Genomic DNA, 14,099 nt, shown 5'->3' with positions numbered 1-14,099 from the left:
CTGGCGTGCCCCGGCCGAAAGGAGGTGAGGAACCGCCCATGAGCAGTGGTGATAGTCCGCTCCCTAGTAGTACGTGCGTTCCCGCCCCGCCGGCTGGCCTTTCCCGCTCCTGGTAGGCCCGCGTCCGGGAACTCACGGTGCCGCCGGACGGACCCCCGCAGTCCGCCTGGCCGTCGTCTTCGTGCTTCACGACGCCTGCCCAGGAGAACCCATGCCTGCCATTCCCTCGCTAGGCGGCCTTCGCGGCCGCGGCAACAACCGGGCCAAGGCCAATCTCGACCGGCCGATCCCGGTGCCGCTGTCGGCCTATGTCGTCGATTGCGCGGTGTATGTCGACGGCAAGCGGCTGCCCGGGCGCTGGACGCACGCCGAAGCGATCCGCGAGGTGCGCAAGCGGCACGCGGGGTTCGTCTGGATCGGCTTGCACGAGCCCGATTCCGACCAGATCCAGGGCATCGCGGACACCTTCGGCCTGCACGAACTGGCCGTCGAGGACGCGCTGGAGGCGCATCAGCGGCCGAAGCTGGAGCGCTACGACGACACGCTGTTCCTGGTGCTCAAGACAGTCCGCTACGTCGAGCACCAGTCGCCGACCACGGCGAACGAGATCGTGGAAACCGGCGAGCTGATGGTGTTCCTCGGCCGCGATTTCGTGATCACCGTCCGGCACGGCAACCACTCCGGGCTCGCCCGGCTGCGCCGCGACCTCGACGACGACCCGGAGCGGCTCGCCCTCGGCGCGGCGGCGGTCGTGCACGCGATCGCCGACCACGTGGTCGACCACTACCTGGAGGTCACCAGCCGGATCGAGGCGGACATCGACGAGATCGAGGCGCAGGTGTTCGCGCCGCGTTCGTCGGTGAGCGCCGAGCAGATCTACCTGATGAAGCGGGAAGTGCTCGAACTGCGGCGCGCGGTGGTCCCGCTCGCCACGCCGGTGTCGCGGCTCGCCGAGGGCTACACGCGGCTGGTGCCGGACGAGGTCCGCTCGTATTTCCGCGACGTCGCCGACCACCTCGCGACGGTGTCCGAACGCGTGGCGGCGTTCGACGAACTGCTCAGCACCCTGGTCGACGCGACAGTCGCCAAGATCTCGCTGCAGCAGAACACCGACATGCGCAAGATCACCGCGTGGGCGGCGATCATCACGGTGCCCACGATGGTCGCGGGCATCTACGGCATGAACTTCGACTACATGCCCGAACTGCACTGGCAGTTCGGCTATCCGATCGTGGTCACGATCATTCTCGCGATCTGTCTGCTGCTGTACCGAATATTCCGGAAGAACGGCTGGTTGTAGCCGCCCTCGCGGTCCCCTTTTCTTCCCCCGGTAGCAGGAGGTTTGTCTCGTCATGTCCCGGTTGCTGTCCAACCTCAAGTTCTGGGCCCTCGCCCTCTGCCTCATCTGGATCGTCGGCATCGTCGCGATGATCGCGCTCAACCCCGGGTTCGCGCACGGCATGAAGTGACGCCGCGTGCGCCGTAACCTTGGCGCATGCCGAAAGCGCTGGTGGTGGCCGACGAGGCCGACGAGCGGCTGTGGACCCCGGCGGTCCGCTCGCTGCGGGTCGACCTCGTCGTCGCCGCCGGCGATCTGCCGTTCGCTTATCTCGAGTTCCTAGCCGGCATGCTCGACGTGCCGTGCGTGTTCGTTCCGGGCAATCACGATCCGGACTTGAGCGGCTTCACCCGCTACGGCGGACTGTCCATGAAGGACGGTTTCCCGACCGAATGGCCCGGCCCCACCGGCGGAATCAACGCCGACGGCCGGGTCGTCGACGTCGCCGGGCTGCGCATCGCCGGGCTCGGCGGTTCGATCCGCTACCGCGACGGCCCGAATCAATGGACGCAACGCCAGCAGGCGCGCCGGGCCCGGCGGCTGGAGCGGCGTGTCCGGTGGCGGAAATGGCGGGACGGCAACGGAATCGACATTCTGCTGACGCATTCGCCGCCGCGGCACCTAGGCGACCGCGAAGATCCGCCGCACCAAGGTTTCTCCTGTCTGCACCGCACGATCGAAACCCTGCAGCCGCACTGGCTGCTGCACGGACACATCCACCCGCACGGCGAACCGGTGCCCGACCGCGTGGCAGGCCGCACCCGGATCCGCAATGTGGTGGGCTATCAGGTGATGGAGTTCCCGCGATGACCCGACCGACCGGTTTCCCGCGTGCCGACGCCGAAAACGACTTCCTGCGAGCCCGCCGCAGGCAGGTGCTGTCGCGGCTTTCCACGTGGCTGCGCCGGGAACCCGACGACGTCAACATCATGCTGCCGTTCCACGAAGTGGTGCAGGCGCTCGGTTACGTCAGCGAGGCGCGGATCGGGACGCGAGTGATCACTTTGGACTCGATCGTCGGCACCGTCGACCGGAGCCGCGATTTCGACCGCCGCTTCCGCCCGACGTCCGCCCGGGTCCGGCAACGCTGGGAACGACTCGCGCTGGCCGCCCGCCGGGGCGAGGCGATCCCGCCGATCGAGGTGTACCGGATCGGCGAACTGCACTTCATTATCGATGGCCACCACCGGGTTTCGGTCGCGCTGGCGCAGGGACTGTCCACAATAGAAGCTTCGGTGACGGCCGTGCGCACCAAACTGAACCCGAGCGGCATCCGGTATCGCGGCGACCTGATCGTGAAGGACTACCGGCGGCTGTTCCTGGAACGAGTCCCGCTGTCCGGCCATGCCCGCGCCTCGGTGCTGATGACGGATCCGTGGAACTACGCGCAACTCGGCGAACACGTCGAAGCGTGGGGTTTCCGGCTCATGCAAGACGAAGGCCGCTTCACCGACCGCGCGACCGTCGCGCAGCGCTGGTTCGACGAGGAATTCACGCCGGTGGTGGCGATGCTGCGGCAAGCCGACCTGATCGGCGACCGCACCGAGGCGGAGGCGTATCTGTGGGTCGCGTGCGAGCGGTACCGGCTGATCCGGACGCACCGCTGGGACGAGGAGGTCATCGAGACACTGCGCTCCCAGCAGTGACTTGTCAGGACTCTCCTGACGTGTCAGGCTAGTCCTGACACTGGGAGGTAGTGATGACTTCGTACTGCTCGTTCTGCCTGAAACCGGCCGATGAGGTGGCCAAACTGATCGCTGGTGCGGGCGTCTACATCTGCGACGGCTGCGTCGGACTGTGCGGACAGATCCTGGCCGGGGAACACGAGCCGGGGACGCCCGAGGTGACGCTGTGGGAGCGGAAATCGGACGAGGAGATCCTGGAGAGCATCCCGCGCATGGCGAAGGTCAGCGCGCAGACGGACGCGCGGATCCAGGAGCAGGTGGATTTGCTGCGAACGCGCGGGGTGGCGTGGGCGCGGATCGGCGAGGCGCTCGGCGTGACGCGGCAATCGGCCTGGGAGCGGTTTTCCGCCGAGCGGAAATGAGACTGGCCCCCTCCCGTTTGGTGGCGGAAGAGGGCCGATCGATCTCAATGGTTCGCGGTGGTTTCCGGCGGGCGAGCCGTCCGGGCGGTTCGCGGTGGCTCTGCGGCGGGCGAGCCGTCCAGGCAGTTCGCGGCAGCTTCGCGGCGGGTGAACCGTCCAGATGGTTCGCGGTGGTTCTGCGGCGGGCGAGCCGTCCCGGCGACTCGCCCGGCGGGTCAGTCGCTGGGGATGATGGCCCAGAGGATCAGGTACCCGACGAACTGCGGCCCCGGCAGCAGGCAGGAGACCAGCGCGAGCACCCGGATCTTGCCCGGCGTGGTCCCGAAGCGACGGGCGAGCCCGGCGCAGACCCCGCCGATCATGCGCCCCTCCCGCGGCCGGCTCAGCCGGTGGGTGACAGGTGCGGTCATCGTGTTCCCCTCCCGTTTGGGTTCGTACCTCCATGTCACCACGACCGGCGCGGGGATACATCGCTCCGCGGGACGATCCGGACCCCTAAGGGGATGGGGTCCGGTATTGGGGAGGAATCGGGGTTGAGGCGGGAACTCGCAGGTCGACGGGCTGGTCCCGTTACCCGGCTGCCTCCCACTCCCGGCTGACGCAGCCTTCCTCGTAGGCCCATGAACCGTCTGCCTGGCCTGCTTTGAGCACGCGCTTGGCCTCGGCGAGATCCGCTTCCGGCGGGACGGTGAACCCGACCATCTTGAACTGCTCGAATCCTTCGCCCTCGAAGCCGAACGGGGCGAAGCGGTCGAGCACGCGGCTCAGATCGCCCGCGAAAGGGCCGTCCGACCAGACGATCATCCGGATGGTGCAGTTGCCTGACCACTCCACCCGTTCGACCGGCCGCAGCACCCCTTCCTCGTCCCTCTCGACCCGGAAAACGTCGCCCTCGGCCGCGTTGCGGGCAAACCACGGGATGTTGTCCAGTCGCACGTGATCCGGTCGGTCCAGCGGAACCGCCCACAATCCTTCGCGGCTGAACGGCGGCCAATCCTCGCCGTCGGAAGGAAGTTCGAACACGACCTTGACGTGGCTGGTTTGCTCGGGCACCGCAGAAGCTTGCCATCGGCTTCGGGTGAGTGAAACGCGGCCTGCTCGACCGCGATCCCCGCGCTGTGCGCCGAACAACCCGCCCCGGCCACGCTCGCCTAGCGCAGATTTCACCCGCAGCCTGGCCGATACCTACCCGGTCGTCCGACGCTCGTTCCCGCCGACAGCCCGCCCGCCAAACCGCCTGGCCGGTCCCGCGAGCCGCGCTCCCCCATTTGCCCACCGACACCTCCCCCACCAGCGGTGATGACTCAGCGAAGTGTGGGATTTCCCGGCGGGGGCTGGATTTTTCGCCACGCACGGTGATACTGCACCCCGTGCGTAACCCACTCGGAGTCCTCGCGGTCGGCTGTTCGGTGCTTCTCGCCGCGGCTGTCGGATGTTCCGCGGAGTCTGCCCCGACGACCGAGCAGGCGCAGTCCACGCCGGTGCCTCTCACCGCGATCGCGGCGCTCGGGGACTTCGCCACGCTCGACTACTGCAGCCTCCTCGACCCGAAGCGGCTCAAGAACACCACTGCCGACACGCCCGATTCCTCGTTCACCGCTTGCCAGGCGGACTTCGTCCAGGCCGGGCGGCCGAGGACGGTCACCGTCGGGCCGCTCGCGGCCGATCGCGATCCCACCATCAAGGCCTACGACTACCCGGGCAAGGTGCCGGACGGCGTTTCCGTGCAGCAGGCCGGATTCGTGCCCGACCGGACGTGCGGGCGGGCGATCACGTTTGCCGACGGCGTTCGGCTGGCCGTTTCGATCACGGACAAGGACGACCGCGGCAGTGCCGAGGAGCGGTGCACCGCGGCGGACGACGTCGTCGGCGGGGTGCTCGACGCGGTGACCGGCAATCGGGTGCGGCATCCGCAGTTGCCGGACCGGTCCTGGGGGCGGGTGGATTCCTGCGCGATTCTCAGCGGCTCCGGGGCGCAGGGCGGCGACGCGACGGCTGGGCTCGCCGGGCATTCCTGCATTCTCGACAAGGTGAGCCTGGAGTTCGCGGTGGTGCGGCAGGCTCCGGCGGGGCCGTCGGAAACGCTCGGCAACCGGATGGCCCGGGTGGCCGCCGACGGGGCGTTTTGCCGCGTCCGGACAGTGCAGCCCTCCCCGGCCACCCCGGGACGCGCGGAGCAGGCGACGGTGAGCGTGGTCGACACCAGCGGCGCGGGCGGGGACGCGGCTTGTCCGGCCGCGCGTACCGCTGCTGCGACGGTCTTCTCGCGGATCCCCTGAACGTCCGTGAAGGGCTCCTTGAGGGATTCAAGGAGCCCTTCACGAACCACTGGCTCAGTCGGAGTAGGTGAGGTTTCGGCCGTCGGACGGGTCGAAGAGCTTCACCTTGTCCGCGTCGAACCAGATTTGCAGGTCCTGGTTCTCCGCCGCGGCCGATTCGGCCGACAGCCGGGCCACGATCAGCGATTCCGCGCCGGGGACGTCGGCCGAACCGCTGTCCGCGGCCAGTTCCGCCAGTTCGGCCGAGGTCGCGGCTTCACCGTCCACGGTGAAGTGCGCGAACTTCTCCGAACCCATCGACTCCAGCACGTCCACGTGCGCGGTGAAGGTCGCGCCCTCCCGGCCCTGCTCGGCCAGGGCGGCGTCCTCGAAGTGCTCCGGGCGGATGCCCATGATCACCTCGCGCGGGGCGTTCGCCGCCTCGGCCATCCGGCGGATCCGGTCGGTGAGCGGGGTGGCGCCCAGCGAACTGCGCAGCTGCCCGTTTTCGAGCGTAGCCGGGACGAAGTTCATCGACGGCGAGCCGATGAACCCGGCCACGAACAGGTTCGCCGGGTTGTCGTAAAGGAACTGCGGCGAACCGATCTGCTGCACGTACCCGGCCCGCAGCACCACGACGCGGTCGCCGAGGGTCATCGCCTCGGTCTGGTCGTGCGTCACGTACAGCGTGGTCGTGCCCAGCTGCTTCTGGATTTTCGACACCGAGGTCCGCATCTGGCCGCGCAGTTTGGCGTCCAGGTTGGACAGTGGCTCGTCCATCAGGAACGCCTTGGGGTTGCGCACGATCGCCCGGCCCATCGCCACCCGCTGCCGCTGCCCGCCGGACAGGTTGGCCGGTTTGCGGTCCAGATGCTGGGTCAGGTCGAGGATCGTCGCCGCTTCCTCCACTTTGGACTGGACGATCTTGTCGTCCACTTTGGCCAGCCGCAGCGGGAACGCCATGTTCTCCCGCACGCTCATGTGCGGGTACAGCGCGTAGGACTGGAACACCATCGCGATGTCCCGGTCCTTCGGGGCCTTCTCGTTGACCCGCTTGCCGTCGATGCGCAGTTCGCCCGAGGAGATGTCCTCCAGCCCGGCGACCATGTTGAGCGTGGTCGATTTCCCGCAGCCGGACGGGCCGACCAGGATGATGAACTCGCCGTCGGCGATCGTGATGTCCACTTCGGACACCGCGAGCGCGCCGTCGGGATAGCGCTTGGAAACCTTGTCGAGAACGATCTCAGCCATGGGTCAGCCCTTCACCGCACCGGACGTCAGCCCCGCCACGATGCGACGCTGGAAAAACAACACGAACAGGATGATCGGCACCGTGATCACGACCGCGGCCGCGCACACCTGGCCGGTCGGGTCCTCGAACTGCGAGGACCCGGTGAAGAACGACAACGCGGCGGGCACCGTGCGCGACGACTCGGTGGACGTCAGCGAGATGGCGAACAGGAAGTCGTTCCAGCAGAGGATGAACACCAGGATCGCCGTGGTGAACACGCCCGGCGCGGCCAGCGGCGCGATCACCTTCCGGAATGCCTGGGCCGGCGTCGCGCCGTCCATTTTCGCCGCCTTTTCCAGCTCCCACGGGATTTCCCGGAAGAACGCGGACAGCGTGTAGATCGACAGCGGCAGCGCGAACGTGATGTAGGGCAGGATCAGCCCCGGCCAGGTGTCGAAAAGGCCGAGCCCGCGTTCGATGTTGAACAGCGGGGTGACCAGCGAGACCTGCGGGAACATCGCGATCAGCAAGGAAAGCCCCACCAGCAGCTGCTTCCCGGGGAAATCCAGCCGGGCGATCGCGTACGCCGCCATCGTGCCCAGCACCACCGCGATGACCGTGGAGATCACCGCGATGCCGATCGAGTTCACCAGCGCGCGCAGGAACTCCGTGGTCTGAAAGATGTCCGCGTAATTCTTGAGCGTCCATTCCACCGGGATGAAATTGCCGTCGGTGAGCGTCGCTTTCGTCTTGAACGACAGCGAAAGCACCCACAGCACCGGGACGATCGCGAACACCAGCACCAGGATGTCCAGCAGGCCCCAGCCGACCTTGCGGCCGGTCGTGGCCGCACCTCCGATAGCCATCAGCGCTTCCCCCCGTCGTCCGTGCCGGGCGCGGCGGTGCCGAACACCTTGATGAAGAGGAACGCGATGATCGCCACCGTGATGAAGATCAGCACCGCCATGGTGGAGCCGATCCCGAGGTTGAGCCCCTTGACCAGGTTGTCGTAGGTCTGCATGGACACCGATCCGGTGTCCTGCGCGCCGCCGGTGAGCACGTAAATATTGTCGAAAATGCGGAACGCGTCGAGAGTGCGGAACAGCAGCGCGACGAGAATCGCCGGTTTCATCACCGGCAGCATCACCTTGGTGAACCGCTGCCACGCGGTCGCGCCGTCCATCGCCGCGGCCTTCAGCAGGTCGTCGGGCACCAGCGCCAGCCCGGCCATCAGCAGCAGCGCCATGAACGGCGTCGTCTTCCACACCTCGGCGAGAATGATGATGAACAGCGACGGCCACTGGTCAGTCAGCGGCGCGACCCCCTCGCCCAGCATGTTCGCCAGGTACCCGGTTTTGGGCGTCCACGCGAAATACCACGAGAACGCGGCCACCACGGTCACGATGCCGTACGGGATCAGCGCGACGGTGCGCACCAGTCCGCGGCCGACGAGCGTGCGGTGCATGATCAGCGCGAGGCCCATGCCGAGCACGAATTCGATCGCCACCGACACGACGGTGAGGAACATCGTGGTGCCGAACGCGGTCCACCAGTAGGAATTCGTGAGCACCGCCGCGTAATTGGAGAAGCCGATGAACTCGTGCTGAGACGGGAACCGCAGGTCGTAGCGCTGCAGCGAAAGCCAGATCGAATAGATGATCGGGTATGCGGTCACCGCGATCATCACGAGGAACGCGGGCGCGCACAGCCAGAGCCCGAGCCGCCGTTCCGCCTTCTTGCCCTCGGAAAGCGCGGGCTTTCCCTTGCGGTGCGCCGCTTCCTGAGCGGTCACGGCGGGATCCTGGACGGTCACGGGATCACTCCCTTCGACTGGAGCGCGTCATCGAGCTGTTCCCGCAGTTTCTGCGCGGTCGCCTGCGGATCGATCGCCGACGGCGGGGAGATGATTTTCGACATCACCGTGGACAGGTTCTGGTACACCGGCGTGAGCGGCCGGACCGCGGCGGTTTTCAGCGCCGACAGAATGGCGTCGCGCATCGGGTATTTCTGGGCCATGTTCGGGTTGTCCGCCGACACCGGTTTCGCCGGGTCAACCGGCACGTCGTCGTGGTACACCGACTCGATCGTCGGCGGCACCCCGTCGTTGATCGCGGACACCTTCTGGTTTTCCTTGCTGCGCAAGCACAACGCCGCTTCATACGACTCCGGCTTGTGCTGCGAGTAGGCGCTTACCGCGAGGTCGAACCCGCCGATCGTGCTCTTCGACGGAATGCCCTCCTTCGCCTGCGGATACACCGCCCACTTGAAGTGCGACAGGTCCTGCGGCTTTTCCTCGGCGTAGGAGGCGTAAACGAACGGCCAGTTCAGCTCGAACGCGGCGCCGCCGCCCTGGAACGTCCGCCGGACGTCGTCCTCCTTCTGGTTCGTCAGCGACGGATCGGTGATCCCCGACGACGTGACCTTCTTCAGCAGCTCCAGCGCCTGCACCGCGCCCTCGTCCATCACCACGGATTTCCCGTCGTCGGACAGGATGTGCCCGCCGAGCGATTCGACCAGCGTGTTGTAGATGACGACCAGGCCCTCGTACTGCGCGCCGGTGAACACGACGGAATACGGTTTGTGCTCGCTCTTGAGCCGCTGCGACATCTGCATCATCTCGTCCCACGTCTTCGGCGGGGTCGGAGTGAGGCGGTCGTCGTACCAGAGCAGCTGCACGTTGGTGTTCTTCGGCGCGGCGTAGAGCTTTCCTTGGTACGTCGCGGTTTCCAGCGGACCCTTCAGCACGCCCTCGGACGCGGCTGTCTTGTTCTGCCCGGTCCACTCGTCGACCCAGCCCGCCTCGGCGAACTCGGAGACCCAGGTGACGTCGAGGCCGAGCACGTCCATGGACGTGTCGCCCGCGGCGAGCCGGCGCGCCATCTGGATCCGCTGGTCGTCCGAACCGCGCTGCAGCTTGTTGTAGACGATCCGGTACCGCCCGGCGGCGGCCTTGTTGCAGTTGTCGACGACCGTCTGGAAATGGTCCTCCGGGGAGTAGTAGACGTTGATCGTCGTCCCGGAAGCCGTTCCGCAGCCTGCCGCCAGGCCGCTGGTCATCAAGCCCGCGGCGAGCAGTGCCGCCGCGCGGGTAGGTCCTCGTTTCTTTCCGCTGGGCCGTTTCTTCCCCATCCAAGCCTCCTCGCGTGTGCACACGGCACCGTCCGGTGCCGCCCCCAGACAGCACGCCGCGACGAGGCGGACCCGAGCCAGCACCCCGACGTGCCAGTTGCCGGCAGGCCGCGCTGGAGGACACGACCGGCCAACCGGTGTCGGACAACCTATGCCCGGCGATCACCCGCCGCAAGCAGGGTCGGTAACGATTCAGCCAGGTGCGCGCGAACCATCGGAAGGACGGGTGAAAAAGTCCCGCCGGTCTTTACGCCGTGGCGGGCGGCGGCCGCAACGCCAGCTTCGCGAGCAGCTCGCGGCCCTGCTCCGCGCTGCGCGGCTGGCACAGCACGTCGTACCGGCCGGCGACGAGCTGGCTGGCCGACGAGAAATCCCTGCGCCCGCGCGACGTGCGGTATCCGATCGCCGAGAACGCCAGCCCGGACAGCACACCGAGCACCAGCCCGGTCAGCAGCTGCAGCGTGAATCCGCCCTGGTTGACGAACATCCCCAGCAACAGTCCCGCGAACAGGCCGAACCACGCGCCCGACATCGCGCCCGCGGCGAGCACCCGGCCCCACGACAGCCGTCCGATGACGCGTTCGACCAGCATCAGGTCGACGCCGACGATCGTCACGTCGGTGACCGCGAACTCGCTTTCCGCCAGGAAATCGACCGCCTGCTGCGCCTCGCCGTAGGTCGAGTACGACCCGATCGGCCAGCCGGTGGGCGGGGTCGGGAGCCGCGGCAGCCCGGCCGGGCTCTGACCGCCACCAAAGGGACTGCTCACCATCATCACCTGCGCACTCGTCCGGTCCGAGGGCTCTATCTTGTCAAGAACCGGCGGAGCGCGCGAACTCCGGCGAAACGCGGGTCAGGCTTTGTAATCCCGCAGCAGGCCGCGGCTGATGATGGTTTTCTGGATTTCGCTGGTGCCTTCGCCGATGAGCAGGAACGGGGCCTCGCGCATGAGACGCTCGATCTCGTATTCCTTGGAGTAGCCGTAACCGCCGTGGATCCGGAACGCTTCCTGGGTCACCTCGGCGCAGTACTCGCTGGCGATCAGCTTCGCCATCCCGGCCTCGACGTCGTTGCGGGCGCCGGAATCCTTCAACCGGGCGGCGTTGACCATCATCAAGTGCGCGGCCTCGACCTTGGTCGCCATCTCCGCGAGCTTGAACGCGATCGCCTGGTGCTGCGCGATCGGCTTGCCGAAGGTGGTGCGCTGCTGGGCATAAGCGATCGCCAGCTCGAACGACCGGATCGCGATCCCGCACGCGCGCGCCGCGACGTTCACGCGGCCGACCTCGACACCGTCCATCATGTACGAGAAGCCCTTGCCCGGAGCCTCTCCCAGCACCTTGTCCGCGCCGATCTTGAAGCCGTCGAACACCGCTTCCGTGGTGTCGACACCCTTGTAGCCCATTTTGTCGATCTTGCCCGGAATCGTCAGCCCCGGAAGCACCTCGCCGAACCCGGACGGCTTCTCGACCAGGAACGTCGTGAGGTTCTGGTGCGCCTTCTCCGCGCCCTCGTCGGTCTTCACCAGCAGCGCGATCAGGTTCGACGAACCGCCGTTGGTCAGCCACATCTTCGCGCCGTCGATCACGTAATCGTCGCCCTCGCGCTTAGCGCGGGTCTTGATCGCCGCCACGTCCGAGCCAAGATCCGGTTCCGACATCGAGAACGAGCCGCGGACCTCGCCGGTCGCCATCCGGGGCAGGAAATGCTGCTTCTGCTCCGGCGTCCCGTGTTGCTTGATCATGTGCGCCACGATGAAGTGCGTGTTGATCACGCCGGACACGCTCATCCAGCCGCGCGCGATCTCCTCGACCACCAGTGCGTAGGTGAGCAGCGATTCGCCGAGGCCGCCGTACTCCTCGGGGATGGTGAGCCCGAACAGGCCCATCTCCTTCATGCCCTCGACGATCTCCGCCGGGTACTCGTCGGCGTGCTCCAGCGCCTGCGCGTGCGGGATGATCTCCTTGTCCACGAACGACCGCACCGTGGACAGAATCTCCTGCTGCACATCGGTCAGGCCGGCGGTCCGGGCGAGACGGGCCATGAGCTCAGCTCCTCACTGCGGGCGACGCCGGCTCCCGGCGCTGGGGTTACCGGGGAGTATGACTGGTTCGCGCCCGAGCGGCTATGAGGGTGCTCACGCCAGGCCCCGGTTTCCCCCGTTAAGGTGCGGATAAGGTGCTGATCCACCCGAAACCGCGAGAAGGATCCCGATGAGCGAGGGCAGCGACGAGCCTGCTGGGCGCGACGGCTACGAGCACCCGTCGTACGAGCACCAGCCCTATCCCCCGCGAGGCCCGCAGCCGGGCGCGGGGCTCGCGCTCGGCTCGCTGGTGTGCTCGATCGCCGGATTCGTGGTGTGCGGGCCGCTGGCCATCGCGGGGATCGTGATGGGGCACATCGCGTTCTACCGGGCCCGGCGCGGCCGCGGCACCGGCGGCGCGCTGGCGGTCGCCGGGTTCGTGATCGGCTACGCCGCGCTGATCGTCTGGAGCATCGTCCTCCCGCTGGTCGTGCACGCGCTGGTCCAGTCCGGAGTTTTCGGCTGATGCCGCCGCGATTCCCGGTAGCGTCGTCCTTCGAACCCGGCACCTCGAGGGAGCCCCGATGACCACTCCGTCCGACCGCGAACCGGCGGCCTACGAGCCGCCGCCGACCGCGGACCCCGCTCCGTACGAGCCGCCGGCCACCGCCGAGCCCGCTCCGTACGAGGCCACGGCGGACGCCGTCCCGTCCACTTCGGAGGCTGACCCGCTGGTTCCCCCGCCGGGCTGGACCGCACCCGACCCCGGCCCGGTCGCGCAGTTGCCCGGCGACCAACCAGCTCCCGGCGACCAACCGGCTCCCGCCGCGGCGCCGTATCCCGTTGCGCCGCAACCGGATCCGTTCGCGCCGCCGCCCGCGTACCACGCCTTTCCGGCTCCGCCGCCCTACGGTGCGCCCTACCAGCCGTACGCGAACAACTCCGACACCGGGCTCGCGGTCGGCGCGCTGGTGTGCTCGCTGCTCGGTCTGGTGACGTGCGTCCTCGCGGTCCCCGGCCTCGCGATGGGGCACGTCGCGCTGTCCAAGGCCGGCCGTGACGAAGCAGGCGGACGCACCATGGCGCTGTCGGCCGTCGTGCTCGGCTACGTGGCGGTCGCGCTGTGGGTCGGTTTCTTCGTGACGCTGCTGGTCCTCGGCCTCAACGGCTACCTCGACCGCTGATCCGGCAGGTCGCTCGCCTCGACCTCGGGCGGAGCGGCCTGCCCGTTGCTGGTCTCTTCTGAAGTCGACGGCGATCGCGGCTCCGGCGGCTTGGCTGCGGCCGGTTTCGCCGGAGGGTCGGTCCGCGCGTCCAGGAACCGCAGCAGCTCCACCGGGAACGGCAGCACCAGCGTCGAGTTCTTCTCCGCCGACACCTGCACGACCGTCTCCAGCAGCCGCAGCTGCAGCGCCGCCGGGGTGTCCGCCATCGTCGCGGCGGCCTGGGCGAGCTTGTGGGACGCCTGCAGTTCGCCGTCCGCGGAGATCACCCTGGCGCGGCGTTCGCGTTCGGCCTCGGCCTGGCGCGACATCGAGCGCTTCATCGACTCCGGCAGCGCGACGTCCTTGATCTCCACCCGGTCGATGTGGATGCCCCAGTCCAGCGCCGGGCTGTCGATCATCAGCTCGAGGCCCTCGTTGAGCCGTTCGCGGTTCGACAGCAGGTCGTCGAGGTCGCTCTTGCCGATGATGGACCGCAGCGACGTCTGCGCGACCTGGCCGATCGCCGACCGGTAGTCCTGCACGTGGACCGTGGCCAGCACCGGGTCGACCACCTTGAAGTACACGACCGCGTCCACCCGGACCGTGACGTTGTCGCGGGTGATGCCGTCCTGCGCGGGCACCGGCAGCGTCACGACCTGCATGTTCACCTTCTGCATGCGATCGGCCACCGGCAACAGCAGCGCGAGGCCCGGATCGCGGACCTGCGCGCGCACCCGGCCGAAACGGAACACCAGCCCGCGTTCGTACTGTTTCACCACGCGCACCGCGGAGGCGAGCCACACCCCGCCCGCGACGACCACTGCGCTGACAATCTCGACGATCATGGCAGCTCCCGGGTTCGCCAAA

General features: G+C 67.9%; 16 protein-coding genes. 7 read left to right on the top strand and 9 right to left on the bottom strand.

Features of this window, described 5'->3' with window-relative positions; translation table 11 throughout:
* Positions 1-211: 211 nt before the first annotated feature.
* The 4 genes from corA to ACZ7OI_RS32740 all read left to right on the top strand — a co-directional run bounded on the left by corA (position 212) and on the right by ACZ7OI_RS32740 (position 3,386).
* Positions 212-1,300, top strand: a complete 1,089-nt coding sequence (gene corA, locus ACZ7OI_RS32755; RefSeq protein ID WP_037815877.1) for a magnesium/cobalt transporter CorA — start codon at positions 212-214, stop codon at positions 1,298-1,300.
* A gap of 195 nt (positions 1,301-1,495) precedes the next feature.
* Positions 1,496-2,149, top strand: coding sequence for a metallophosphoesterase family protein (locus ACZ7OI_RS32750; RefSeq protein ID WP_470267937.1), 654 nt, complete (start codon positions 1,496-1,498; stop codon positions 2,147-2,149).
* Positions 2,146-2,985 carry a chromosome partitioning protein ParB gene (locus ACZ7OI_RS32745; protein ID WP_470232213.1) on the top strand — a complete coding sequence of 280 codons (840 nt, stop codon included), beginning with the start codon at positions 2,146-2,148 and terminating at the stop codon, positions 2,983-2,985. The genes ACZ7OI_RS32750 and ACZ7OI_RS32745 overlap by 4 nt, the downstream gene beginning before the upstream one ends.
* Before the next feature lie 53 nt (positions 2,986-3,038).
* Positions 3,039-3,386 (top strand): ClpX C4-type zinc finger protein, encoded by a 348-nt coding sequence (locus ACZ7OI_RS32740; protein ID WP_470267936.1) that lies wholly within the window; start codon positions 3,039-3,041, stop codon positions 3,384-3,386.
* 215 nt (positions 3,387-3,601) lie between these two features.
* Here the strand turns inward: ACZ7OI_RS32740 and ACZ7OI_RS32735 are convergent, their stop codons facing one another.
* Together ACZ7OI_RS32735 and ACZ7OI_RS32730 are read right to left on the bottom strand one after the other, a co-directional pair.
* A complete protein-coding gene (locus tag ACZ7OI_RS32735) occupies positions 3,602-3,796 on the bottom strand; it encodes a PspC domain-containing protein (protein WP_116202203.1) in 195 nt (64 codons plus the stop codon).
* Between the two features lie 160 nt (positions 3,797-3,956).
* Entirely contained in the window at positions 3,957-4,439 is a 483-nt protein-coding gene (locus tag ACZ7OI_RS32730; protein WP_470267935.1) for a DUF4265 domain-containing protein, read from the bottom strand.
* Positions 4,440-4,756: 317 nt separating this feature from the next.
* Between ACZ7OI_RS32730 and ACZ7OI_RS32725 the strand changes: the two genes are divergently transcribed.
* Positions 4,757-5,665: a hypothetical protein gene (locus ACZ7OI_RS32725; RefSeq protein ID WP_470267934.1), complete on the top strand. Its 909-nt coding sequence runs from the start codon at positions 4,757-4,759 to the stop codon at positions 5,663-5,665.
* A 54-nt stretch (positions 5,666-5,719) separates the two neighbouring features.
* On the opposite strand, the gene ACZ7OI_RS32720 is transcribed toward ACZ7OI_RS32725, so the two are convergent.
* From ACZ7OI_RS32720 to ACZ7OI_RS32695, 6 genes are all read right to left on the bottom strand, one after another.
* Positions 5,720-6,895 carry an ABC transporter ATP-binding protein gene (locus ACZ7OI_RS32720; RefSeq protein WP_470267933.1) on the bottom strand — a complete coding sequence of 392 codons (1,176 nt, stop codon included), beginning with the start codon at positions 6,893-6,895 and terminating at the stop codon, positions 5,720-5,722.
* A gap of 3 nt (positions 6,896-6,898) precedes the next feature.
* Positions 6,899-7,741, bottom strand: coding sequence for a carbohydrate ABC transporter permease (locus tag ACZ7OI_RS32715; protein WP_370940262.1), 843 nt, complete (start codon positions 7,739-7,741; stop codon positions 6,899-6,901).
* Positions 7,741-8,688, bottom strand: coding sequence for a carbohydrate ABC transporter permease (locus tag ACZ7OI_RS32710; RefSeq protein WP_470267932.1), 948 nt, complete (start codon positions 8,686-8,688; stop codon positions 7,741-7,743). The genes ACZ7OI_RS32715 and ACZ7OI_RS32710 overlap by 1 nt, the downstream gene beginning before the upstream one ends.
* The gene (locus tag ACZ7OI_RS32705) at positions 8,685-10,004 is read right to left on the bottom strand and encodes an ABC transporter substrate-binding protein (RefSeq protein WP_470267931.1); all 1,320 of its coding nucleotides are present in this window, start codon (positions 10,002-10,004) and stop codon (positions 8,685-8,687) included. The genes ACZ7OI_RS32710 and ACZ7OI_RS32705 overlap by 4 nt, the downstream gene beginning before the upstream one ends.
* Positions 10,005-10,251: 247 nt before the next feature.
* A complete protein-coding gene (locus ACZ7OI_RS32700) occupies positions 10,252-10,779 on the bottom strand; it encodes a YflT domain-containing protein (protein WP_037815899.1) in 528 nt (175 codons plus the stop codon).
* A gap of 78 nt (positions 10,780-10,857) precedes the next feature.
* The gene (locus ACZ7OI_RS32695) at positions 10,858-12,048 is read right to left on the bottom strand and encodes an acyl-CoA dehydrogenase family protein (protein WP_378405902.1); all 1,191 of its coding nucleotides are present in this window, start codon (positions 12,046-12,048) and stop codon (positions 10,858-10,860) included.
* A gap of 169 nt (positions 12,049-12,217) precedes the next feature.
* Between ACZ7OI_RS32695 and ACZ7OI_RS32690 the strand changes: the two genes are divergently transcribed.
* Both ACZ7OI_RS32690 and ACZ7OI_RS32685 read left to right on the top strand, forming a co-directional pair.
* Entirely contained in the window at positions 12,218-12,553 is a 336-nt protein-coding gene (locus tag ACZ7OI_RS32690; RefSeq protein WP_470267930.1) for a DUF4190 domain-containing protein, read from the top strand.
* A 58-nt stretch (positions 12,554-12,611) separates the two neighbouring features.
* Positions 12,612-13,211 (top strand): DUF4190 domain-containing protein, encoded by a 600-nt coding sequence (locus ACZ7OI_RS32685; RefSeq protein WP_470267929.1) that lies wholly within the window; start codon positions 12,612-12,614, stop codon positions 13,209-13,211.
* On the opposite strand, the gene ACZ7OI_RS32680 is transcribed toward ACZ7OI_RS32685, so the two are convergent.
* Positions 13,196-14,077, bottom strand: coding sequence for a slipin family protein (locus ACZ7OI_RS32680; RefSeq protein ID WP_470267928.1), 882 nt, complete (start codon positions 14,075-14,077; stop codon positions 13,196-13,198). The two genes, ACZ7OI_RS32685 and ACZ7OI_RS32680, sit on opposite strands and share 16 nt — an antisense overlap.
* Positions 14,078-14,099 lie beyond the last annotated feature (22 nt).

This window comes from Amycolatopsis sp. NPDC114503, from assembly GCF_055633655.1.
Note: the sequence above shows the minus strand (reverse complement) of the source record. Positions and strands in the feature narration are given on the sequence as shown.

Bases quoted from the DNA above. Each gene is read 5' to 3' on its own strand.
- ACZ7OI_RS32735 (WP_116202203.1), bottom strand. From the start codon at position 3,796: ATGACCGCACCTGTCACCCACCGGCTGAGCCGGCCGCGGGAGGGGCGC.
- ACZ7OI_RS32680 (WP_470267928.1), bottom strand. From the start codon at position 14,077: ATGATCGTCGAGATTGTCAGCGCAGTGGTCGTCGCGGGCGGGGTGTGG.
- ACZ7OI_RS32705 (WP_470267931.1), bottom strand. From the start codon at position 10,004: ATGGGGAAGAAACGGCCCAGCGGAAAGAAACGAGGACCTACCCGCGCG.
- ACZ7OI_RS32720 (WP_470267933.1), bottom strand. From the start codon at position 6,895: ATGGCTGAGATCGTTCTCGACAAGGTTTCCAAGCGCTATCCCGACGGC.
- ACZ7OI_RS32745 (WP_470232213.1), top strand. From the start codon at position 2,146: ATGACCCGACCGACCGGTTTCCCGCGTGCCGACGCCGAAAACGACTTC.
- ACZ7OI_RS32740 (WP_470267936.1), top strand. From the start codon at position 3,039: ATGACTTCGTACTGCTCGTTCTGCCTGAAACCGGCCGATGAGGTGGCC.
- ACZ7OI_RS32695 (WP_378405902.1), bottom strand. From the start codon at position 12,048: ATGGCCCGTCTCGCCCGGACCGCCGGCCTGACCGATGTGCAGCAGGAG.
- ACZ7OI_RS32750 (WP_470267937.1), top strand. From the start codon at position 1,496: ATGCCGAAAGCGCTGGTGGTGGCCGACGAGGCCGACGAGCGGCTGTGG.
- corA (WP_037815877.1), top strand. From the start codon at position 212: ATGCCTGCCATTCCCTCGCTAGGCGGCCTTCGCGGCCGCGGCAACAAC.
- ACZ7OI_RS32715 (WP_370940262.1), bottom strand. From the start codon at position 7,741: ATGGCTATCGGAGGTGCGGCCACGACCGGCCGCAAGGTCGGCTGGGGC.
- ACZ7OI_RS32690 (WP_470267930.1), top strand. From the start codon at position 12,218: ATGAGCGAGGGCAGCGACGAGCCTGCTGGGCGCGACGGCTACGAGCAC.
- ACZ7OI_RS32700 (WP_037815899.1), bottom strand. From the start codon at position 10,779: ATGATGGTGAGCAGTCCCTTTGGTGGCGGTCAGAGCCCGGCCGGGCTG.
- ACZ7OI_RS32685 (WP_470267929.1), top strand. From the start codon at position 12,612: ATGACCACTCCGTCCGACCGCGAACCGGCGGCCTACGAGCCGCCGCCG.